Origin of the sequence: Parabacteroides sp. AM08-6 (assembly GCF_003473295.1) — a bacterium.
Classification (GTDB): domain Bacteria; phylum Bacteroidota; class Bacteroidia; order Bacteroidales; family Tannerellaceae; genus Parabacteroides.
The window spans coordinates 249,604-273,801 of record NZ_QRMP01000002.1; the positions used below are offsets into that span (position 1 = coordinate 249,604).

The window sequence follows — 24,198 nt, forward strand, 5'->3', positions numbered from 1 at the left end:
GTCAGTTTGCTTGTTGTGTCAGTTGTTTTCCTTTTTCTATAACATCTTCGATGGTTCCGACATTCAGAAACGCCTGCTCGGGAATGTCGTCTGTTTCACCGTCCATAATCATTTTGAAACCGCGAATGGTGTCTTCGATAGATACCATTACGCCCGGTACGCCTGTGAACTGTTCGGCTACGGCAAAAGGTTGCGACAGGAAACGTTGTACGCGTCGGGCACGATTTACGGTCTGCCTGTCCTCGTCCGAAAGCTCTTCCATACCAAGAATGGAGATAATATCCTGAAGTTCCTTATTGCGTTGCAAGATTTGTTTGACACGCTGGGCGGTTTCATAATGTTCCTCTCCTACAATCAACGGGTCAAGGATGCGGGAAGTCGATTCCAACGGGTCGACAGCCGGATAGATACCCAGTTCCGTAATCTTACGGCTCAGTACGGTCGTGGCATCCAAGTGTGTGAATGTAGTGGCCGGTGCCGGGTCCGTCAGGTCGTCGGCCGGTACGTAAACCGCTTGGACAGAGGTGATGGAACCTTTTTTTGTCGAAGTGATACGTTCCTGCATCGCTCCCATTTCCGTAGCCAGTGTAGGTTGATAGCCCACTGCCGAAGGCATACGTCCCAACAAGGCAGACACTTCCGAACCTGCCTGTGTGAAACGGAAAATGTTGTCGATGAAGAAAAGAATATCTTTTGTCTCGCCCTCGGCCGCCAAGTCGCGGAACGATTCGGCTATTGTCAGCCCGGACAGGGCAACGGATGAACGTGCTCCGGGAGGTTCGTTCATTTGTCCGAACACCAGGGTAGCCTGCGATTTTTCCAACTCTTCATGGTCTATCTTCGACAAATCCCAATGACCGGCCTCCATGCTTTTCTTGAATGCTTCGCCGTAGCGGATAACGCCGGACTGAATCATTTCGCGCAACAAATCGTTGCCTTCGCGTGTACGTTCGCCGACGCCGGCAAAAACAGAAAAACCGTTATTCTTTTTTGCAATGTTGTTAATCAGTTCCATAATAAGAACTGTTTTCCCTACACCAGCACCTCCGAAAAGTCCGATTTTACCTCCTTTGGAATAGGGTTCCAATAGGTCGATAACCTTAATGCCGGTGTAAAGTACTTCCCGGCTGGTTGTCAAATCCTCAAACTTCGGAGGTTCGCGATGGATAGGAAGTGCTCCTTTCCGGTCGAGTTGCCGCATTCCGTCAATCGGCTCACCGGTTACATTCATCAATCGTCCTTTTACCTGGTCGCCAACCGGCATGGTAATAGGTGAACCGTATGACACGGCTTCCATTCCTCTCTTGAGTCCGTCGGTCGTATCCATTGCTACGGTACGGACCGTATTTTCCCCGATATGCTGCTGAACTTCAACTATCAGCACTTTCCCATTGGGGCGGGTTATCTCCATTGCGTCATGAATGCGGGGCAGTGTGACTTTCTCTTCGTTCTCGTTGTCGAAATGAATGTCCACAACCGGACCGATAACCTGTGAAACGTATCCTTTTGTTTCTCCCATACAATCTTTTTTTTAACCTTATCTTTTGTTTTTCTCCGAATGCAATTTTACGAAGAATGATAACCGGATTATTGAAAATATTACTTTTTGGGCTTTTTTGCATTTGGTTAAACTTTAAGCTATTTTAGTCTGTTCTGAAATGAACGAATAGTGTTGACAAATAGACCAATAGCGGGGATGATTGCTTATTTTGTAACTATTGGAAACATAAATGTTTAAACGGGTTTGAGCATTTTTATGGCGATTTGTATGTGAAATGTTGTGCATTGTTAAAGAAAAAGTCATAAATTTTTTTCTATTGCGTCCGGAAAATTTTTCAACGCAATTGTGACAAGATTCACTCTGTTCGAATTTATGCTGATTCTCGATTATCAAAATGTCACTATTATAGCGACTAAATAGGATTAGTATGGCGGGTAAAATGAATTACCCGCACATGTAACTCTTTTTAACGTGTCAAACAGATTGCAAAACACCCAAATAATGAACATTCTGTCGTTTGTCGGAGGTATGGATGGGGGGAGGACTGATGAAAGAACGGACAAAAAATGGGAAAAAGCAATTATGTTCCGGATAAAATACATATCTTTGTGGCCTAATTATGGTGTAACTCTATCGTTCTCACGGAGAGTTAGTAAAAGGGAATCCGGTGGAAAACCGGAGCTGTACCCGTAGCTGTAAGTCCTGTAAAACCCTGGCAATCTCGTTGCCACTGTCCGCAAGCCGGATGGGAAGGTAGCCGTCAAAGGGTGGACAAGCCAGAAAACCTGCCATGATTTGTTGATGCAATTCCTCGGGTGAAGGAGTTGAAGAATCTATTATATGCGATATAGGTATACAAAAAAACTATTGTTTCTGTTGGTTATCCAGCTGTTTTCGAGTGTGTTCTTATACAGCCAGATTGATACAACGCACTACCACCAACTCTCTGGAGTGGAGGTTGTGGCCAAATCGCGTCTTTCCGTTACGCGCGAGGCTACACCGCTTCAAATATTGGATAGGGCGGGCATCGAACGTCTGGGTGTACAGGATTTGTCGGAGGCGGTGAAGCGTTTTTCCGGTGTGACGGTACAGGATTATGGTGGAATAGGAGGGTTGAAGACGGTTTCGGTCCGAAGCCTGGGAGCGAAGCATACGGCTGTAAGCTATGATGGTGTGACGGTGACGGATGCACAGAGCGGACAGGTTGATATCAGCCGATTCTCACTCGATAATGTGGAAATGGTGTCGCTGTCAATCGGGCAGGCGGACGATATTTTCCAAACGGCGCGGATGTATGCGTCGGCAGGGGCGTTGAGTATAAAGACGAGCCGTCCCGAATTTGCAACCCGTCCGTTTCGTTTGAAAGCACAGGTGAAAGGAGGGTCGTTTGGCCTTGTTAATCCAACATTGCATTATGATCAGAAGTTAGGTAAGAATTGGTCTGCCTCTTTACATGGCGATTATCTGCGTGCAGATGGTGATTATCCTTTTACTTTGATAAATGGAAAATTGGAAGAAAGGAAAAAACGGAATAACAGCGACATAGAGACTTGGCGGACAGAATTGAACCTATATGGTGATTTGGGTAAAGGTGGGACGCTTCAGGTGAAAGGATATTATTTCGATTCAGAGCGTGGCTTACCAGGTTCAGTGATTCTTTATAATGATTATTCAGGCGAACGATTATGGGATAAGAATGCTTTTGCGCAGGTCTATTATAGAAATGAGTTGAGTCAGAAACTTTCTTTGCAAGGACAGCTTAGGTACAATTATGCCTGGAACCGATATCAGGATGTTAATAATAAATATGAAGGAGGTAAGCAGATTGACCGCTATACTCAAAATGAATATTATAGTTCTGTATCAGTCCTGTATTCTCCGATTGAAAAGTTTTCCGTTTCTTTTACGGAAGACTATTTTATCAATACGTTGGATAATACGTTACCCGGATGTCCTTTTCCGAAAAGATATACCTCTTTATCGGTTTTGGCTGCACAGTATAAGACGAGCCGCCTGACAGGTACGGCCAGTTTATTAGGTACGTATATAACGGAACGGGTGAAGTCGGGTGAACGTCCGGCTGATTGTGAGCGTCTTTCACCGGCTGCAAGTCTCTCTTGGCGTGTGCTGGAAGATGAGAACCTGCGCATGCGTGCTTCATATAAAGATATATTCCGTATTCCGACATTTAACGATATGTATTATTTGAGAATTGGGAATACAAATTTGAAACCGGAACGTGCTACCCAATATAATTGGGGACTGACTTGGGCTGGAGAACTTCCTTGCGTTTCTTATCTGGATTTTTCGGTTGATGGATATTATAACCGTGTTAAAGATAAAATTGTAGCTATTCCTACTATGTTTATCTGGAAAATGATGAATATGGGGGAAGTTTCAATCGGAGGTCTTGATGTGAATCTTTCTGCCAAGATTCCTTTGTGTCAACGAATTTCATTTTTGTTGCAGACGGCTTATACCTATCAGAAAGCAATTGATATAACTGATAAAGAGGCAAAGAATTATCGGCATCAACTCCCTTATACTCCCCAACATTCTGGAAATGTTTCTTTATCATTACAAACTTCTTGGGTAAATCTGAGTTATAATGTGACGTGTGTAGGCAATCGTTATGCGCTTCCTCAAAATATAGAAGACAATCTAATCAAAAGATATACAGAACAAAATATTTCTCTGAACCGGGAGTTTGTAGTAAAGAATTGTAAATTAAGACTGCAAGGTGAGATTTTGAATTTAACAAATAAAACATATGATGTTATACAATATTATCCAATGCCCGGATGTTCTTGGAGGTTGGGTGTCAGCATTGTTTATTAATTCACTTAAAATATGAAGTATGAATACTAAAAAAATCGTGTTATTTCCAGTGCTTTGTGCGCTGATGTCTTTGTCTTTCATCGCATGTGATAACGATGATAATAAAGATAATGAAGGTGTTCCGACAGAAGTTGTTTCAAATATGAGCTTTTCTGATACGGATAAAGACGCTTCTAAAATAGGAGGAGTTCTTAGCTGGACAGCTCCTGTTTCTATTGAAAATATTACAAAGTATGTAATTTATCAGTCAAATGATGGTGAAGGACAGGATGTGAAATTAGGTGAAGTACCTGTTGGCACAAATTCCTTTACAATCCCTGCAGGGACAGATTTTAGTGCTTATTTATTGGTGGTTACGTCTAATACAAAGGGAGAATCTGCCTCTGCCGCTAAGATACAGGTTACAGATGTAGTTGAAAATCCCCAACCTGCTATTGTTGGTGTTTATCTGTTGAATAGTGGTAAAAGCAACTCCAATAATTCAACTTTAGATTATTATAATCCGGTTACAAAAGAGTTGAAAACAAAAGTTTTCTCATCTGTGAACGGACGTGGATTAGGGGATACGGCAAATGATATGATTGTCTATGGATCTAAAATGTATATAGCTGTTACTAATTCGAACACGATTGAAGTTACAGATTTAAATGCAAAGTCTTTGAAAACAATTGCTCCCAAAGATGAAACTGGACAACCGCAATCTCCACGTCATTTAGCAGCTTATGAAGGAAAGGTGTATGTCACTTTGTTTGATGGTCATTTGGCTGCAATCGATACAACATCGATGGAAATCACAAAACAGGTTCAAGTAGGTCCTAATCCAGAAGAAGTTTGTGCCGCTAACGGTAAATTGTATGTAGCAAATTCTGGAGGATATAATCCTGTCCAAGATTCGACTCTTTCTGTTATTGATGCAGCAACGTTTACAGTAGATAAAAATACATTGAAAGTTATAATCAATCCGAGTATGGTGAGAGCGGATAGTGAAGGGTATTTGTATGTTATGTCATTAGGAAATTATGGAGATATCAAAGCTTCTGTACAGCGACTGGATCCTAAAACAGGGGAACTGACAGTTATTTGTTCAAATGAAAAGATTGCGATGTCGATGAGTAATGATAAATTATATATTCTGAGTTCAGAGTCAAATGCTTCTACCGGTTGGATGGCTGCTAATACAAAATATATACGTTATGATGCTAAAATGGCAAAAGTAGAGACAGAAAATTTTATAACGGATGGAACTACTATTAGTAAAATAGCTTATATTAGTGTAGATCCTTTAGAAGAGAATGTCTATATGACTGCCGGAGAATATACAAGTACAGGTGATGTTTATATTTATTCGGCTGCAGGTAAGAAAATAGACAAACTGGGAGTATCCGGTATTAATCCGATGGGAGCTTATTTCATCGTGAAGTAGTAAGTTTTGTTTTAATAATGAGACAAATACTATTTATATGGTTTGCTTTCTGGATGGTGGCTTGTACTCCTTCCGGAAAGCATTCTTTAGTTGGAGAGATTTCTTCCGACACCATCCATTATGCCCAAGGTTTTACCATCCGGCATTTTGACGATTATATATCCGTTGAGGTACGGGACCCTTGGGATAGTACCCGGTTGTTGCAACGTTATCTGTTGGTAGACCGGAATAAAACAGTACCGGAAAATTTACCCAAAGGAACAGTGGTACAGATACCGGTCCGGAATATAGTAGTCTATACATCCGTGCATGCGGCAATCATCGACCAATTGCAGGAAACAGATAAAATTATCGGTGTATGCGAACCCCGTTATATGGATACGCCTTCTATTCGGGAGGGACTGAAAGCCGGACGGATTGCCGATATGGGAGAAGCGACTTCCCCTAATGTCGAGAAAATGATTGATGTAGGAGCGGAACTTGTGATTGTTTCCCCTTTTCAGAATAGTAGCTATGGACCGGTTGAGAAACTCGGAATACCAATTATTGAAGGAGCCGATTATATGGAATCTTCACCTTTGGGACGTACCGAATGGGGGCGTTTTTACGGCATGCTGTTTGGTAAAGAGCGGATGGCAGATTCAATATTCCGGGATACAGAGGAACGCTATCTGGCTTTAAAAGAGCTGGTTGCGAAGGAAACGCACCGCCCGACTGTCATTTCCGAAAAGAAATTCGGTTCTTCTTGGTTTGTGCCGTCAGGAGAAAGTTATATGGCAACGCTGTACAATGATGCGGGGGCTGATTATCTTTTTAAGGATTTATCAGGAGCGGGTAGTACGCCGTTGGCTTTCGAAACGGTATTGGATAAAGGGATTCATGCTGATTTGTGGCTACTGAAGTATAATCAGGAAAAAGAGATGACCTACAATGATTTGCGTACGGAATATACCCCTTATGAGAACTTTGATGCCTTTAAAAACCGCCGGATATATTCCTGTAATACAGGCGTTGTTCCTTACTATGAAGAATTTCCATTGCATCCGGATTATTTGTTGAAAGACTTGATTTGGGTGTTCCATCCTGAATTATTACCGGATTATACCCCGCGCTATTATAAAAAAATGACGGAGTAGATAGTGCCCGTTTAAAATAATGATTTTGTGATGTAGTGAAAGATATTCCATTTATCACTGAAAAAAATCCCCCGGACTCTAACAAATGAGACGGGGGATCTGCTGTTTGGCATTCTAATTATAGGGAGTTGTTGTTGTCTTTTTATGCTAATCCTTTCAACATTCCGTAGAAATACATCGGTTTCAGGAAATAGACTTTCAGTAACCAAGCTGCCCATTGTTCTTTCGATGTATCCAACATCGTGAATGGGAATGAAATTTCCGGTTCTTTTTTATAGTTGAACTCGCACAACAAGACGTGTCCGTAGTCTGTTACAATCGGGCAAGCTGCATATCCGTCATATTTCTCGGTCGGTTCTTTGCCTTCCATCAGTGAAATTAGGTTTTTGGCAGCAATCGGCACTTGTTTGCGAATGGCGGCGGAAGTTTTGCTGGTTGGTATTCCGGCAACATCTCCGAGGGAAACAATATTCGGATATTTCTGGTGTACCAGTGTTTCCTTATCTACCATCACCCAAGCATCAGCAGCCAATTTTCCTTCAGTCCAACCTAAACCGGCTTCGCGAACAAAGTCGGGAGCAGACATAGGGGGGGTGAAGTGCAAAAAGTCGTAATCTTCGACAAACGGAGTATAGATTTTCTGATCGCCAACTGTTTCAATCTTTTCGAAGTGAACCTGCTTGGCTAATGTATCTACACCTTTTACGCGTATATTCAAATTGATGGGAATATTGCGCTCCTCATAAATCTTTAACAAACGGGGAGTAAAATAGGGTATATCATAAAGCTCTTTTGATGCTGTGTAATAATTCAAACTTACTTTATCCCGTGTACCTTGTTTACGATTATAATGTTCCGTTAATAAGCAAATCTTTTTGGGAGCACCTCCGCATTTATGCTTGGTATAAGTATCGGTGAAAATACCACGTCCTCCTGTCTTGGAAAATTCCTGTAATGCTTTCCAAGTTTTCTGTGCCCCTTCAAAATCATAAATACTGTTGGCATTTCCCTGACCCAATGTGTCGTGTGTAATACCTTCCACTTTTTCCCAGTTCGTTTGCAAACCGGGAGTCAGCACTAAAAAGTCATAGGGGATTTTCCCATTATTGTTGGTTGTGACTTGATTCCATACCGGATCGACGGCAGTTACAGAGTCTTTAATCCATTTAATACCGTCAGGCATGCAGTCGTCTTGCTTTTTCCATACATCGTTCGGCTGATAAACGCCAGAAGCAATTAGGGTGAATCCCGGCTGATAAAACTGACGGTCGCTCGGGTCAATCAGAGTGATGTCGGGACTGTTCAACCAGCTTTTCAATCGGGCTGCCATGCTGATACCGGCAGCTCCGCCACCGATAATTACTATTTTACCTTTTGCATCGCTGGAGAATGCTTTTGCTTGTTGTGTACTGGCTACAGATATAATTCCTGCTGCGGCCATTATTTTTAAAAACTGACGGCGATTAAAACCATTTTTTTCTAATGCTTCTAATTGCTTTTCAAATTCGTGTTTCATCATGAGTGAAAAATTAGATTTACCAATGCCACAAAGGAAATACAAATAAAAGGATGTATATAATAATGAGGTACAACACTACTTGCGCAACAAATATGTGTAAAAGAAAAGACTACAACAATACTTGCTCATACCTCTTTTTATGTAATGTAAATTGTTGAAATACAGTTAGTCTCCAAATATATGTTTTTAAGAAAATAAAATCAGAAATTCATTAGGAAATCAATAAGATTCGTATCTCCTTCCAGCCCCAGACGCTTCCTTAAACGGTATCTGCGGATTTCAACAGCACGTACGGATACATTTAGGAGAGAGGCAATCTCCTTTGTCGAGAGATTCATGCGGAGTAAACAGCAGATACGTAAATCACCGGTCGTTATATCTTCATATCGTTGACGCAACCGATCCATAAAGTTTTGATGTGTGCTATTGAAATAACTTTCAAACAGTACCCAATCGGCCTGATTGTTAAGCGTTTCTTCCAATAATGTTTTCATCCGTTTGTAGAGTTTGTTGGGGTACCGGTCGCCTAAAGTCTCTTTTTGTTTATCCAATTCTTCTAATAACGTTTGGATTGCTTGGTTACGTTTTACTAAAACGGTTGTTTGCAGTGTCAGTTCATTATTTTTATTTTGCAATTCCTTTTCCAACATTAGACTTTTCTGTTCCTGCATGCGTTGCTCTTCTGCCTGTTTCTCCGCATTTAGTCTGTTTAATTCTTCTTTATGCAGATTTTTTAGGTTATAGCGTAAAACACTTTGGGCAATTATCCAAATTAAAGCGATGTAGAATAACCACGCCCAAACCGTATTATACCAAGGGGGGAGTATATCGATAGGTAAAGTAAGTTCAGGATACGGCCCTTTTATGACATATTTGCGGACTTTGAGTTGATAATGTCCTTCGGGTAGTTGTAAAAAGGATATTTTTCCATCTTGCTGCCAAGGAGACCATTCGGAGGATAAACCTTCTATTTTATAGCTTATTTGATGGTTCGATGTAAATACGGTAGTACCGATATGAGTTGTAAACTCTTGAAAGTCATGTGGCAGAGATATCTTTTGGGTGAGAATGGGAAGTTTATGGACACCGGTGGCATCTACATATTCTAATCCGGAAACTTGTAAAGGGACACTTCCTTGTAAACTGTTGCCTATCAGTTCACGGATGTTAATCATCAGTGTACCTTGCATGGCAGAGACTAGTACCAGCGAATCGTTTAGCGGGATGATACGCTCTCCCCGGGTGACAAGATTCATCTTGTAGTTGTCGAATAATAACCTGCATTTCAGGGTGCCTGCTCCATCTGCCAGATGAAAAAGGGCCGCTTCGTTGTTGATGGAAAGCCAGTATAAATCTTCACCTGCCGGATAGACATGTCCGGCTTTAGCGAATACACCTAATGATTCTGTATTTCTGAAAAGCTCGTCAACTGTGAGGCTTGGAGTGTTTTTTTCTGGCAATAACCATTTTTCAGCTTCGGTTTCCGAAACAGGAATAAAGGCGTTTTCAACTTTTAATGTCCGTTTAAAATACCCAAGGTTGGTACGTATGTATAATTCATCGTCTTTCAGGCTTGCATTTATCAGTTTGCCTATTACACTTCGTTTTCCTAGCAAAGTGAGAGGTGGATTTAATGCTATTTGGGATAATCCGTTGTCGAGCGCAACCCATATTTGACGGGAATCTTGTACGCAGATATAACGGACAATATTATCTTGTAATTGGTTTTGTAAAGATAGATTTTGAAGAATAAAACCGTCAGCCGTCAGAATATATAAACCATGTGTCAGTGTTCCGATAAAATAAAGTTCGCCGTTTGTTGCAAAACAACTGGGCTGGGCTTTTTCTATTTCAGCCGGAATGGCAAAAGGCAATTCGACCGAAGGTGCTTGAAATGTGATTTCGGGGGGGATTCTTTTGAGTGGATTGCAGTGCAAAATGCCTTCGTTATTGCATGTCCAGCGACACAAAGTATTGTTCCCCTGTGTATAAATAGTATCGTTATAGTTGGTAACAGCTGTTATTTCAGTATGATTCGGTAGTTCGTATAGTTTCCAGGTATTTCCGTCGAAAGTAAGCAGTCCTGAATTGTTGGCGACATATAAAATACCGTCCGGAGTCAGTGATAACCCCCAATTCTGGCAACTGGCTTTGTATTCGTCTACCGTATAGTTTTTGACGAAAACGTAAGGAATGGCTACTGAAGCCCCGGCAGCATAAGCTGTGAGCAAAAAAGAGAAGAAAATAGTCAGTAGTCTGTACATGGATATCAGATAAATTAAAAAACGATAGAGACAGGGGAGTTCCCTGTCTCTATTGATTATCGGATACAAATATAGTTAAATATTTGATTATTTGTATTCCTGCCAGTTTTTAATCTGGATGTCTGTGACTTTCAGATTGCAGAAAGACTCAATGAATGCACTTGCCAGACGGGCATTGGTAATCAATGGAATATTGTGGTCGATTGCTGCGCGACGTATTTTGTATCCATTGGTCAATTCACGTTTGCTGTGATCTTTCGGTATGTTTACAACCAACTCGAATATATGTTTGCTAAACATATCCATAATATTCAAGGCTCCTTGTTCGTCCGGCCAACATACGGCTGTAGCCCGGATGCCGTTCTCGTTCAGGAACTTGGCTGTGCCGGCAGTACCATATATCTCATATCCTTTGGCAGCCAACATACGGCAGGGCTCCAATAGTTCGGCTTTGCTTTTTGCGGCTCCGGAGGATACCAGGATATTTTTCTTCGGAATATTGTTGCCTACGGCAATCATAGCCGATAGTAAAGCTTCGTTGAAATCATCGCCTATACATCCCACTTCGCCGGTGGAACTCATGTCTACACCTAAAACTGGGTCCGCTTTGTGCAAACGGGCAAATGAGAATTGAGAGGCTTTTACGCCAATCCAGTCGATGTCGAAGGCACTCTTATCCGGCTTGGTATAAGGGGCATCCAACATAATCCGGGTTGCCGTTTCAATAAAGTTGCGTTTCAATACTTTCGAAACAAACGGGAAGCTACGTGAAGCACGCAGGTTACATTCGATGACTTTAACATCGTTGTTCTTAGCCAGGAATTGGATATTGAACGGACCGCTGATATTCAGTTCTTTTGCAATCATCTTGCTGACTTTCTTGATGCGCCGTGCCGTTTCAAAATAAATCTTTTGAGCCGGGAATACCAATGTTGCGTCGCCGGAGTGAACTCCTGCAAATTCAATATGTTCGGATATAGCATATTCAACAACTTCGCCATTCATGGCTACCGCATCAAATTCTATTTCTTTTGCTCCCTGCAGGAATTCGGAAACGACAACCGGATATTCTTTGGATACTTTGGCTGCCAAATCCAGAAATTCAATCATTTGTTCTTTACTATGGCAAACATTCATGGCTGCACCCGACAGTACGTATGACGGACGGATGAGAATAGGGAAGCCCACTTTTGCAATAAAGTCGTCTATTTCTTCCATACTGGTCAATTCGGCCCAACGTGGTTGGTCGATACCCAGCGTATCCAGCATGGCAGAGAATTTATGACGGTTCTCGGCACGGTCGATAGACAGCGGCGAAGTTCCTAATATGGGTACATTCTGGCGGTGTAATTTCATAGCCAGATTGTTCGGTATCTGACCACCTACGGATACAATTACACCTTTCGGCAGTTCCAAGTCGATAACATCCAGCACACGTTCGAATGAAAGTTCGTCGAAGTACAGGCGGTCGCACATATCATAGTCGGTGGAAACCGTTTCCGGGTTATAGTTAATCATGATGGATTTGTAACCCAGTTTTCTGGCTGTTTGTGCGGCATTTACGGAGCACCAGTCAAATTCTACGGACGACCCGATTCGGTATGCACCAGAACCCAGGATAATCACGCTTTTCTCGTTCGGATAGTAGGTGATATCGTTTTCACTGCCATCATATGTCATGTACAGGTAGTTAGTCAGTTCCGGATGTTCGGATGCAATGGTATTGATGCGCTTCACACTAGGCAGAATGCCCATTTTCTTTCGCAAGCCGCGTACGCGGATGTTTTCTTTTTCCATGTTGCCTTCCGGGTTCTCCACATAACGGGCAATCTGGAAGTCAGAGAAACCTAAGCGTTTGGCTTCGCGCAAAACCTCTTCCGGCAACTCTTCTATTTTGTTGTATTGGGATAATACTTTCGTATAATCTACAATATTTTTCAGCTTTTCGAGGAACCAACGTGTGATTTTGGAAAGTTCGTGAATACGGTCTACCGTGTATCCCTTTTCCAATGCTTGTGCTACGGCAAAAATACGCAGGTCGGTCGGATTTGCCAGTGCGTCATCCAGATTATCGAATACAACATCATTGTTCCCTACAAAACCGTGCATGCCTTGTCCAATCATACGCAGACCTTTCTGCATGATTTCTTCGAAGCTTTTACCGATTGACATGATTTCGCCGACCGATTTCATACTGGAGCCAATCTGACGGCTTACGCCTACGAATTTAGTCAAGTCCCAGCGTGGTATTTTGACAATCATATAATCCACTTCGGGAGCTTTGTATGCGGAATTCGGAGTTCCCATTTCTCCAATCTGGTCGAGGCTATATCCGAGGGCCAATTTAGCTGCGACGAAAGCCAGTGGGTAACCGCTGGCTTTGGATGCCAATGCGGAAGAACGGCTCAGACGGGCATTTACTTCGATTACGCGGTAGTCGCAAGTTTCGGAATTGAAGGCATACTGGATATTACATTCGCCTACGATACCTAAATGGCGGATTGTCTTGGTTGAGAGTTCTTTCAGCAAGTCCAGTTCTTTCTCCGTCAGCGAACAAGTGGGGGCAACTACGATACTTTCGCCTGTATGTACACCTAGCGGGTCGACGTTTTCCATACTTACCACTGTGAAGCAATGGTCGTTCTTATCACGAATTACTTCGAACTCAATTTCTTTCCAACCTTTTAAAGACTCTTCCACCAGAATTTGGGGAGAGTAAGCAAAAGCACTTTCTGCCAATGTCCGAAGTTCTGCTTCGTCTTTACAGATGCCGCTGCCCATACCTCCTAAAGCGTAGGCGGAGCGTATCATAACTGGGAAACCAATCTTATTGGCTGCAGCTACAGCGTCTTCCATGTTCTCAACGGCTTGGCTGACTGGTGTTTTTACTTCTATCTCGTTCAGTTTCTTTACAAACAGGTCGCGGTCTTCCGTGTACATAATGGCTTCGACCGAAGTTCCCAATACTTTTACGCCGTATTTGGCCAGTGTACCGCTGGTGTAAAGTTCCGTTCCGCAGTTCAGTGCCGTTTGTCCTCCGAAAGCCAGCAGAATTCCGTCCGGTTGTTCTTTTTTGATTACTTCTTCAACAAAATAGGGAGTGATAGGCAGGAAATAAACTTTGTCTGCCACCCCTTCCGATGTTTGAATAGTTGCAATGTTCGGATTGAGCAATACAGTGCTGATACCTTCCTCTTTCAGCGCCTTCAGTGCTTGTGAACCGGAATAGTCAAATTCACCGGCCTGTCCGATTTTCAGGGCACCCGAGCCCAGAACAATCACCTTTTTGATACCACTTTTCGACATAGTAATGGGTTGTTTTGTTTGTTTATTGATTTTATAGAATGTTATTTATCGCCTTTTTGCAGGACATAAAAAAAATGCGTTAGTAAAAATAACTAACGCATCTTATATTACCAAATGATTATCCTGTGAAATAGAAAAATAAGCCTCTTTGTCCGACATGTAACCGGAAATAACCGTTGGATCATCCTTATGTAACTGCTTTGCCATGAAACTTATCTTCAAAATTTCGGCAAATGTAAAGCTTAATTTTCAAACCTGCAAGCGGAAAAGAATATTTCTGCGGACGAAAAACAGTTCTTTTAGAACAAACTCCAAGCGACTGTCAGTCCGGCCATGACGATTGCAACCATACTCATTAACTTAATAAGAATATTCAGGCTGGGACCGGATGTGTCTTTGAACGGGTCGCCGACCGTATCGCCAACAACTGTTGCCTTATGTGCTTCACTGCCTTTTCCACCATGGTTGCCTTCTTCCACATGTTTTTTGGCGTTATCCCAGGCTCCTCCGGCATTTGCCATGAAGATAGCGAGGACGAAACCAGTACTTAATCCGCCAATCAGAAGTCCCACTACCCCGGTGACACCGAATATCAGACCGGTGATGATTGGTGCGATGATGGCTAATAAGGAGGGAACAATCATTTCTTTCTGGGCTCCTTTCGTGGAGATTTCCACACAACGGGCATAATCCGGTTCGGCTTTTCCGGTCAGGATGCCTGGTATTTCGCGGAACTGGCGGCGGACTTCTTCTACCATGTGTCCGGCGGCCCGTCCTACGGCATTCATGGTCAGGCCACAGAACATAAAGGCCATCATGGAGCCAAGGAACATTCCGGCCAACACTTTGGGATTCATCAGTGTAACGTCATAATAGACCATAAAATCGGAAAAAGATGCTTTCGAGACTTCTATCGTCCGTCCGTCTGCAAAGGACAATACGGTTTCACCCAACCGGAGCAGGCCGATTTTTATCTCTTCTACATAAGAGGCCAGTAAAGCCAATCCTGTAAGTGCCGCCGAACCGATAGCAAAACCTTTGCCGGTGGCAGCAGTCGTATTTCCTAAAGAATCGAGGGCATCCGTGCGTTTACGGACTTCTTTACCTAAACCGGACATTTCGGCATTACCTCCCGCATTATCGGCTATCGGACCATAAGCATCGGTCGCCAGTGTAATGCCCAGAGTGGAAAGCATGCCTACAGCGGCAATCCCTATTCCGTAAAGTCCCATCCCTGTATTTCCAAAATCGAATCCGGAAGCAAACAGAAAAGAACAAATGATGCCTACTACGACTGCTAATACCGGAATGGCCGTAGAAAGCATTCCCAGTCCAAGTCCTGAAATAATAACGGTAGCAGGTCCTGTTAGGCCCGCTTCGGATACTTTTCGTGTTGGCTGGTAGGATTGGGATGTGTAGTATTCGGTTGCCTGCCCGATTACGATGCCGACTAAAAGACCGATGATGACGGAACAGCTAATCCAAAACCAGTTATCCAGCCCTAATACATATAAAATGCCAAATGTGGAGATGGCAATTAAAACAGAACTTAAGTTTGTCCCGACAGACAGTGCCTTCAGCAGATGCCGGATTGTGGCGTTTTCGTTTGTCCGGACGGCAAATATTCCGATAATGGAAAGGATAATTCCAACTGCAGCTATCAACATCGGGGCTATGACTGCTTTATATTGCATCTCAACGTTCCCGGATGAAACAAAAGCCGCGGCTCCTAAAGCGGCTGTTGCCAGGATTGAACCGCAATATGATTCGTAAAGGTCGGCTCCCATGCCGGCCACATCTCCTACATTATCTCCTACATTATCAGCAATTGTTGCCGGATTACGGGGGTCGTCTTCCGGAATGCCGGCTTCCACTTTACCAACCAGGTCGGCTCCCACGTCTGCCGCTTTGGTATAAATTCCGCCGCCGACACGTGCGAATAAGGCTTGTGTGGAAGCACCCATTCCGAATGTTAGCATAGTGGTCGTTATGATGGTTAATTTGTGTGTCGGGTCTATCGCTTCCGCCGGGATACAAACATTTAGCAGGATATACCAGAAGGAAATATCCAAGAGTCCGAGTCCGACCACGACAAGTCCCATAACTGCCCCGCTGCGGAAGGCCACTTGCAGACCGCTGTTTAAGGAATTACGGGCTGCATTAGCCGTACGGGCAGAGGCGTATGTCGCTGTCTTCATGCCTAAAAAACCGGCCAGACCGGAGAAAAAACCGCCGGTCAGAAAAGCGATGGGTACCCATTCGTTCTGTACTCCGAAACCATAAGCCATGATGGAAAATAAGATAACCAAAGCAATAAATACCGAAACGACTACTTTGTATTGTTGTTTCAAGTACGACATTGCCCCTTTTCGGACATGTGAGGCTATTTTAGCCATCAACTCCGTTCCTTCACTTTCTTTCATCATTTGCCTGAAAAAGAACCAGGCGAATACCAGTGCCAGGATGGAGGCCACCGGTATGATCCAAAAAATACTTGTAATCATAACAATGAGATTTAATATTAATGTAGTTTTAATTGTAATGAAATAGTGTCTTCTACAGACTTTCATACTTCACCTGTAAATGTAACAAAAATAAAGAGGTGAAGAAACTTTTTGGAAAATAATAATGTTTCATTGGATAAAAAACAGCATATTTGTCACAGATTAAGAATAAATATAGATGACGGAAGAAACAAACAAGACCTGTAAACTAGGACTGGCACTCAGTGGTGGCGGTGCAAAAGGGTTCGCGCATGTTGGTGTATTTAAGTTGCTCGAGGAATGTGCTTTGATGCCGGATATAATAGCTGGTACAAGCGTCGGAGCATTGATGGGCGCACTTTTTGCAGACGGTTATTCTGCCGATGAGATAAAAGAACTTTTTACCGGGCGCGAGTTTTCAGAGTTTGCGCAGTTGCAGTTGCCTAAGTCCGGTTTGTTCGACAGTAAACGGTTTCGCCATTTTCTGAGACGTCATTTGAGAGCTAAAACGTTTGAAGAATTAAAAGTTCCTTTGGTTGTAATCGCTACTGATTTGGATAATGGTGAGAGTCATGAGTTCAGGAGTGGGCCTTTGGTAGAGGCTGTAACGGCATCTTGCAGTATTCCGATTATTTTCAGTCCGGTCGTTATAAACGGAGTACATTATGTCGATGGGGGTCTTTTCCATAATTTCCCGGTGTCCATTATCAGGAATGAGTGTGAACGGGTCATCGGGGTGAATGTCAGCCCGCTTATCCCACAAAAATATAAACAAACGATATATCATATAGCAGAACGTTCCTATCACTATATGTTTCGTGCGAATACCTTGGAGGACCGCGAAATGTGTGATGTGCTGATTGAAGCCGAAGAGTTTGGCATGTATAAGACTTTTGACCTCGAAAATGTGGAGCAAATTTTCAATATCGGGTATGAAGCTGCTGTCCGGGCTTTCGAACTTGTGATACAGGAAAATAAATATGAAACGTTGGTGAAGGCAATTATGGAAAGAAAAAACAAGATGTTGATGCCGTAACAGGTTATCTTCCGGCTTCACCTAAATAAATAGATAGAGCAATGAAACAGACAGATAAAATGATAATTTATCAGGTTTTCCCCCGTTGGTTCGGGAATATGAAGTCTTCCCTGGTGAAGAATGGGAGTCTTTCGGAAAACGGAGTAGGAAAGTTTTCTGCATTTACAGCTATGGCTTTAGCTAAGATAAAAGAGCTGGGAACTACTCATGTCTGGTATACCGGAATAATCGAACATGCAACGAATACGGATTATACGGTTTATCGCATACGTAAAGACCATGCCGCCGTTGTGAAAGGAAATGCGGGTTCGCCGTATGCTATCAAGGATTATTATGATGTGGATCCGGATTTGGCGGAATCGGTTCCACAACGGATGAAAGAATTTGAAGCGCTTGTAAAAAGAACACATGAAGCCGGTTTGAAAGTAATTATCGACTTTGTTCCGAATCATGTTGCCCGCCAATATTATTCCGATGCTCGTATGACTTATATCGACGATTTGGGACAGCGGGACAACACCTCCAAGGCTTTTGATATCAATAATAATTTTTATTATATACCCGGTCAGCCTTTATCTTTGTCGTTTGGAGCACAGCAGGAAGATTTCGAATATAGCGAATTCCCGGCTAAAGTAACCGGAAACGACCACTTTGATGCTTGTCCGGGCAAAAATGACTGGTATGAAACGGTTAAATTGAATTATGGAGTCGATTATGTGAACGGGCGTACTCCTCATTTTGACCCAATCCCCGATACTTGGAACAAGATGCTGGATATTTTACTTTTCTGGGCGGGAAAAGGTGTCGATGGTTTCCGTTGCGACATGGCCGAAATGGTTCCTGTTGAGTTTTGGAACTGGGTGATACCGAAAGTGAAACAAGTGCATGATGTTTGTTTCATTGCAGAAGTCTATAATCCGGCCGAATATCGGAATTATATCCGAAACGGACATTTTGATTATTTGTACGATAAGGTTGGTTTGTATGATACGGTTCGTGCCGTTATGTGCAATCAGGCGCCGGCCAGTAATATTTCCGCTTGTTGGAAATCCTTGGAAGGTATTCAATCGAATATGTTGAACTTTCTTGAAAATCATGATGAGCAACGTATTGCTTCCCTGTTTTTTGCCGGCGATCCGCGTCCGGGTATTCCGGGAATGATTGTTTCGGCTGCCATGAATGTCAATCCGGTTATGATATATAGCGGACAGGAATTGGGAGAACCCGGTATGGACGATGAAGGATTTAGCGGACGCGACGGACGAACGACGATTTTTGACTACTGGAGCCTTGCTTCTTTGCGGAACTGGATAAACGAAGGTGCTTTCGACGGTGGAAAATTGACCCCGGAACAGCGTCATTTGCGTGAAACATATACTAAGATATTAAATCTGGTAAGGACGGAACCGGTTATTACGCAAGGTGATTTTTACGATTTGATGTATGCGAATCTGGATAATCCGTATTTCAATTCTCATCGTCAATATGTCTTTATGCGTAAGTATGAAAAGGAAGTTCTGCTTGTGATTGCGAATTTTGATAGTGCAGATCAAACGGTACGTATCAAAGTTCCCGATGAGGTGTTTAAAACTCTTGGTTTTGAGGATAATAAAGCTGCAACACTAACCGATTTGATGACAGGTGAGAATAGTATCAGTACGTTAACCGCAGCTTGGCCATTCTTAGTTTCCCTGCCGGCTTATTCCGGTAAAATGTTGAAGTTTGCGTATTTTTAAAATAAACACATAGCGAGAAGTCAAATTTGGGCAAAGCGTAGCGAATTCGCTGAAACAGCGTTCGCTACGTTTTTATTTGCACATTTCATTAAGGGCTGCTATAGTCTCGTCAATTTGCTTTATATATCTTCCATACATACGTGCAGGGGAGTCATGTATTACAGCTATGCTTTTTATAGCTTGTATTCCCTCTGGGAATTTGAAGTAAAATTTCCATGTTTCTGCTTTTGGCGTGTTTTCGTGATTTGTCATGAATTCTTTTACTTCCTGCATGTCGTAGAGTTTCGCAATATCCTCCTTTTTTGTTTGTGTGAAAGACTCAAATGTAAGATGGGCGCCTTTTATCGTGTTGTATGTTTGGATAATTCGTGTGGCAAGTTTCTTGTCTTTGATGGTGGATATGAGTGATGATGTTTTCAGCATTTCCATTGCATCGGTAATAGGGAGGAACCCGGATGTACTAAATGGGGTCGAACCGTATTTTTTGAGAGAGTCCGGTGAGGCTGCATCCATATTATATCTGTGTTGAAGTAAGTAGCGCGCTCCTGTCTGTTCGAATATTTCCTGTTGCATCATTTTTTTTATGTTTTCCCGGTTGAGCATCATTTCATCTTTGACCAGCAGCAATGCTTCTTTCAGCTCTTTTTGCTTGTTGTGTTCTTCGATTATGTTGTTCCCTACGAAAGTGATAATGATGCCCAGTACTACTGCAACGAAGTTGCAAATAAAATCTCCCATTCGTCTTGTGGCGGTGGGGGAGGTGATGATTTCCTTCAGTTTCTTTCTCATGTGTTAAAATGATAATAGACAACGAACATGTCAGATTATTCGGTGTATTATGGGTGACCAAACTCATTGATAAACATCCTATGTACGCTGTATTGGACAAAGATACGATAAAAAATGAAATCCTCCCTCATCTTTCGGTCGCAAAACGCGGTTATATGACCAAAAGTTGTTTTATGGAAAGAGTGAATGCTATTCTGTACAAGCTCAAAACCGACAGCCAATACTTCAGGCGCGATATGCAAAAGGTCCATTTCTTTCCGGTTATGAATCCCTAGCCTTGTAGTTGCCAACAACAAATTTATCGCATATCAATTGTTCGTTGTTAATAGTTTTGTAACTTTGCACCCACAATTCAAATCTATTTATTAAGATAAATATTCGGAATAATGAGTGCACAAACTCCTTTCTTGGTGTTTTCGGGAACCAACTCCCGGTATCTTGCAGAGAAAATTTGCAAAAGTTTAGATTGTCCGCTGGGACAAATGAACATCCAACACTTTGCCGACGGCGAATTCTCCGTTTCCTATGAAGAATCAATCCGCGGTCGCGATGTTTTCCTGGTACAATCTACATTTCCTAACTCTGACAATCTGATGGAGCTGCTCCTGATGATTGACGCGGCTAAACGTGCTTCCGCACATTCTATTATCGCAGTCATACCTTATTTTGGTTGGGCCCGTCAGGATAGAAAGGACAAACCTCGTGTATCCATAGGTGCTAAATTGATTGCCGATATGTTGGGTACAGCCGGTATCAACCGTTTGATTACGATGGATTTGCATGCAGACCAGATACAAGGTTTCTTCAATGTTCCCGTAGACCATTTATATGCGTCTTCCGTATTTCTGGATTATATTAAATCTTCATTACCGCTGGATAATCTGTGTATTGCCACTCCGGATGTGGGAGGTACAAAACGTGCCAGCAGCTATTCCAAATATTTAGGTTTGCCGATGGTTATTTGCCATAAATCCCGTTTGCGTGCCAATGAAGTGGCGGAAATGCGCATTATCGGTGATGTGGAAGGACTGGATGTCCTGTTGGTGGACGATATGGTAGATACCGCCGGAACGATAACGAAGGCCGCTAATCTGATGATTGAGAACGGGGCAAAGTCGGTTCGTGCCATTGCCAGCCATGCTGTCATGTCGGATCCGGCATCTACTCGTGTAGACCAATCTGCTTTGACTGAAATGATTTTTACGGACTCTATCCCTTACGCAAAGAAATGCGAAAAAGTGAAAGTATTGTCTGTTGCCGATATGTTCGCCGAAGCCATACGTCGTGTATGCAGTGGTGAGTCAATCAGCTCTCTTTATGCAATTTAATTGTTCTGTAAATAGAATTAAAAGCCGCTATCCGGTTGGATAAGCGGCTTTTTTTGTATTTTTGCTTTCAGTAACGGGGCGATACTGATTTTGCCTGATATTCTTTTGACCATGAAACATTGTTATCTTCTATCTTTATTATTCCTTTCTGCCGGCTTTTTATGCAGTGCGCAGCAAGATTCGATTGTCCCATTTGAAAAAGCCTATAAACGTGTTTATAATATAACGAAAGTATCAGGTGTAAAGCCGGTAATGGACGGAAAGTTGAATGAAGATTTCTGGACAAAACAAGGTGAATGGTCGGATCGCTTTGTGCAGATTATTCCTTATGAAAGGGGAATTTCCCAGTCGCCTACGCGTGTGAAACTTTTCTATGACGATAAAAATATCTATGTCGGGGTTTATTGTAAAGATGCGGAGCCTGGGAAAATGAACCGTTTTATCGGAAACCGGGATGATAATAAAATGGGTGATTTGATTAGTGTGGCTTTCGATACTTATCATGATTATCGCGCTGCTCCCGAATTTAATATCAATTTGGGAGGAAATAAGACCGATTTGATTGTCACGGACAAATTAAACGTAAATTTGAGCTGGAACGCCGTATGGGAGGGACGGACTTCTGTAAACCTTCAGGATTCGAGCTGGACAGCCGAATTGCGTATCCCATTCAGTCAACTTCGTTATAATCAGAAATCAGACGATGGGGTTTGGGGACTCCACGTTCGCCGTATCATTCGTCGTAACAATGAGGTGCAGAACTGGAGTATGATACCTTTGAAGAATAACGGCCATGTTTTCTCTTTCGGAGAAATGCACGGCATGACACAATTGCCGAAACCTCGGGGAATAGAATTCTTGCCTTATGTGATGGGGAAATACCGGAGTGAACCTGAAATACCGGGTAGTCCTTATCAAAAGGGGCATAGTTGGGGTGGTAATGTCGGACTGGATGCCAAATTCGCTCTTTCGGATTTTACGCTGGATTTGACAGTCAATCCGGATTATGGTCAGGTTGAACTGGACCCGTCCGTGATGAATCTGACTGCCTACGAGACTTTTTACGATGAAAAACGCCCCTTCTTTCTGGAAGGAAAACATATTCTCGACTTTGCAAACGGAAGCGATATGATGTTCTATACCCGGCGTATCGGAGCTGCCCCTTCCTATTCGCCTCCCGGTATAGACAATGTAAACAGCTTTGCCAGCTCAAAGGATAATGTTCCTATCATCGGAGCTTTGAAGTTGACCGGAACGAACAGGAGAGGAGTCACAGTAGGGGTGGTTCAGAGTATCACTGCCCGCTCCTCTTCAAAAGTAACGACAAACGGAAGAGAAGATAAAGTAGTGGTGGAACCTCTGACTAATTATACGGTTGCACGTGTACAGAAAAACTGGAAAGGAAATACGCTTTTGGGAGGAATGGTCACATCTGTGAACCGTGCGCTGGAAGAACCTTATTTGGAGAATTTCATGGTACGCAACGCTTTTACGGCAGGAATCGATTTTACCCGGTATTTTAAGAACAGGCTTTATTATATCGAAGCGAAAGGTATGTTGAGCTCGCTAAACGGGAGCAAAGACGCTATTCGCGCTTTACAGGAAAGTGCCGTGCATTACTATCAGCGAGTTTCTTCGTCCGATTATCTGGGAGTGGACCCGGATAGGCGTTCGCTCACAGGTACAGGCGGTTATCTGAAAGTCGGCAGGAAAGGAAATGCAAAATGGGCTTTTTCCGAAACATTCAGTTGGTCGTCTCCCGGTTTTGACCTTAATGATATGGGGTATTTGAAAGAAACGGATAATCTGACGAATGAAACGGAAATCGCTTATCGTCAGACCGATATATGGAAAAATTTCCGTTATAACGCATTTACTTTGACACAACGTAACCGTTGGAATTACGGAAAAACTCTTTTCTATAACGACATTGCGCTGAAATGGCAGACAATGACGATGAGCCGTTACGAATTGGTCCTTTCGGAAACTTTCTGCTGGAACAGCTTGGACAGCCGTTTGCTTCGGGGAGGACCGGATGTCCGCTTTAATCCTTATGCCATGACTTCCGTCAAATTTAATACGGATAGAGCCAAGCGTGTCGTGTTGACATTGCAATATGAAGGCAATCATAATCTGGACGGTTACAATCGCTATAATACGTTCATGCCTTCTCTTTCATTCCGTTTAGGCAATTTTGTTTATTTGTCCGGACAGTTGAACTATGCTTGGAACACTGATAATATGCAATATGTACAGACAATCACCCCTGCCTCTTCACAATCTGTTTCTTCTGCCGACAGGCAATATATTACCGGTCATATGGATCAAAAAACGTATGGATTGACGATGAAGTTGCAGGTGAATGTCACTCCGGATGTTTCGTTGCAGTTTTATGGCTCTCCTTTTACTTCTACCGCTAAATACGGTGATTTTAAATGTATGACGAATACAACCTCCCATACATATGAAGAACGTTTTCGTTCCATTTCTCCTGACGAGCTGAATTTTGGCAAAGGAGGTCCGGACTTCAGTTTTAATGAATTTCGTTCCAATCTGGTGGCACGTTGGGAGTACCTGCCGGGTTCGACGCTCTATTTTGTTTGGGAACATCGTATGTCTAATCAGGATAACCGCTATGTCTCGGCTTGGGGAAACAACCTGGAACGCATGTTCGGATTGCCCTCTACCAATACGTTTATGATAAAAATGAATTACTGGTTCGACCTTTAGCCGTTTATAAAGGCATTCGTACTTTCCGGAAAAAGCTGCTATGCTTTCCGAAAAAACATGGCAGCTTTTTCTGATTCGCAACCGAGCAATTATTCTTTTCATATTTGAT

The 24,198-nt window shown here is 42.7% G+C and carries 13 protein-coding genes, 1 pseudogene and 1 riboswitch; of the genes and pseudogenes, 8 read left to right on the top strand and 6 right to left on the bottom strand.

Annotated features, from left to right (window positions below; translation table 11 throughout):
• Window position 1: 1 nt before the first annotated feature.
• Window positions 2–1,519 carry a F0F1 ATP synthase subunit beta gene (gene atpD, locus DW103_RS02840; RefSeq protein ID WP_122274148.1) on the bottom strand — a complete coding sequence of 506 codons (1,518 nt, stop codon included), beginning with the start codon at window positions 1,517–1,519 and terminating at the stop codon, window positions 2–4.
• 585 nt (window positions 1,520–2,104) lie between these two features.
• Window positions 2,105–2,309: riboswitch (cobalamin riboswitch) on the top strand.
• A gap of 32 nt (window positions 2,310–2,341) precedes the next feature.
• On the opposite strand from atpD, the gene DW103_RS02845 reads away from it, so the two are divergent.
• Genes DW103_RS02845 through DW103_RS02855 form a run of 3 tightly spaced genes read left to right on the top strand, consistent with a single transcriptional unit; the run spans window position 2,342 to window position 6,898 of the window.
• On the top strand, window positions 2,342–4,339 hold the full coding sequence (locus DW103_RS02845) for a TonB-dependent siderophore receptor (protein ID WP_122274149.1): 1,998 nt from the start codon (window positions 2,342–2,344) through the stop codon (window positions 4,337–4,339).
• Window positions 4,340–4,358: 19 nt separating this feature from the next.
• Window positions 4,359–5,762 carry a DUF5074 domain-containing protein gene (locus tag DW103_RS02850; RefSeq protein WP_147381167.1) on the top strand — a complete coding sequence of 468 codons (1,404 nt, stop codon included), beginning with the start codon at window positions 4,359–4,361 and terminating at the stop codon, window positions 5,760–5,762.
• Window positions 5,763–5,815: 53 nt separating this feature from the next.
• Complete coding sequence (locus DW103_RS02855) at window positions 5,816–6,898, top strand: ABC transporter substrate-binding protein (protein ID WP_370453451.1); 1,083 nt, start codon at window positions 5,816–5,818, stop codon at window positions 6,896–6,898.
• A gap of 142 nt (window positions 6,899–7,040) precedes the next feature.
• On the opposite strand, the gene DW103_RS02860 is transcribed toward DW103_RS02855, so the two are convergent.
• The 4 genes from DW103_RS02860 to DW103_RS02875 all read right to left on the bottom strand — a co-directional run bounded on the left by DW103_RS02860 (window position 7,041) and on the right by DW103_RS02875 (window position 16,491).
• Complete coding sequence (locus tag DW103_RS02860; RefSeq protein ID WP_122274152.1) at window positions 7,041–8,417, bottom strand: NAD(P)/FAD-dependent oxidoreductase; 1,377 nt, start codon at window positions 8,415–8,417, stop codon at window positions 7,041–7,043.
• 200 nt (window positions 8,418–8,617) lie between these two features.
• Complete coding sequence (locus DW103_RS02865; protein ID WP_122274153.1) at window positions 8,618–10,681, bottom strand: transcriptional regulator; 2,064 nt, start codon at window positions 10,679–10,681, stop codon at window positions 8,618–8,620.
• Between the two features lie 87 nt (window positions 10,682–10,768).
• Window positions 10,769–13,987: a carbamoyl-phosphate synthase (glutamine-hydrolyzing) large subunit gene (gene carB, locus DW103_RS02870; RefSeq protein WP_122274154.1), complete on the bottom strand. Its 3,219-nt coding sequence runs from the start codon at window positions 13,985–13,987 to the stop codon at window positions 10,769–10,771.
• 299 nt (window positions 13,988–14,286) lie between these two features.
• Window positions 14,287–16,491 (bottom strand): sodium-translocating pyrophosphatase, encoded by a 2,205-nt coding sequence (locus DW103_RS02875; protein ID WP_122274155.1) that lies wholly within the window; start codon window positions 16,489–16,491, stop codon window positions 14,287–14,289.
• 178 nt (window positions 16,492–16,669) lie between these two features.
• Here DW103_RS02875 and DW103_RS02880 point away from each other — a divergent pair, with 178 nt between their 5' ends.
• Both DW103_RS02880 and DW103_RS02885 read left to right on the top strand, forming a co-directional pair.
• The gene (locus tag DW103_RS02880; protein WP_122274156.1) at window positions 16,670–17,506 is read left to right on the top strand and encodes a patatin-like phospholipase family protein; all 837 of its coding nucleotides are present in this window, start codon (window positions 16,670–16,672) and stop codon (window positions 17,504–17,506) included.
• Between the two features lie 41 nt (window positions 17,507–17,547).
• Complete coding sequence (locus tag DW103_RS02885) at window positions 17,548–19,242, top strand: alpha-amylase family glycosyl hydrolase (protein ID WP_122274157.1); 1,695 nt, start codon at window positions 17,548–17,550, stop codon at window positions 19,240–19,242.
• A gap of 72 nt (window positions 19,243–19,314) precedes the next feature.
• Here the strand turns inward: DW103_RS02885 and DW103_RS02890 are convergent, their stop codons facing one another.
• Window positions 19,315–20,031, bottom strand: coding sequence for a hypothetical protein (locus DW103_RS02890; protein ID WP_122274158.1), 717 nt, complete (start codon window positions 20,029–20,031; stop codon window positions 19,315–19,317).
• Window positions 20,032–20,039: 8 nt separating this feature from the next.
• Between DW103_RS02890 and DW103_RS02895 the strand changes: the two are divergent.
• The 3 genes and pseudogenes from DW103_RS02895 to DW103_RS02905 all read left to right on the top strand — a co-directional run.
• A pseudogene (locus tag DW103_RS02895) lies at window positions 20,040–20,255 on the top strand (IS5/IS1182 family transposase); the annotation flags it as partial.
• A gap of 162 nt (window positions 20,256–20,417) precedes the next feature.
• Window positions 20,418–21,359, top strand: a complete 942-nt coding sequence (locus DW103_RS02900) for a ribose-phosphate pyrophosphokinase (RefSeq protein ID WP_122274159.1) — start codon at window positions 20,418–20,420, stop codon at window positions 21,357–21,359.
• A gap of 111 nt (window positions 21,360–21,470) precedes the next feature.
• Window positions 21,471–24,089: a DUF5916 domain-containing protein gene (locus DW103_RS02905; RefSeq protein ID WP_122274160.1), complete on the top strand. Its 2,619-nt coding sequence runs from the start codon at window positions 21,471–21,473 to the stop codon at window positions 24,087–24,089.
• Window positions 24,090–24,198: the final 109 nt, after the last annotated feature.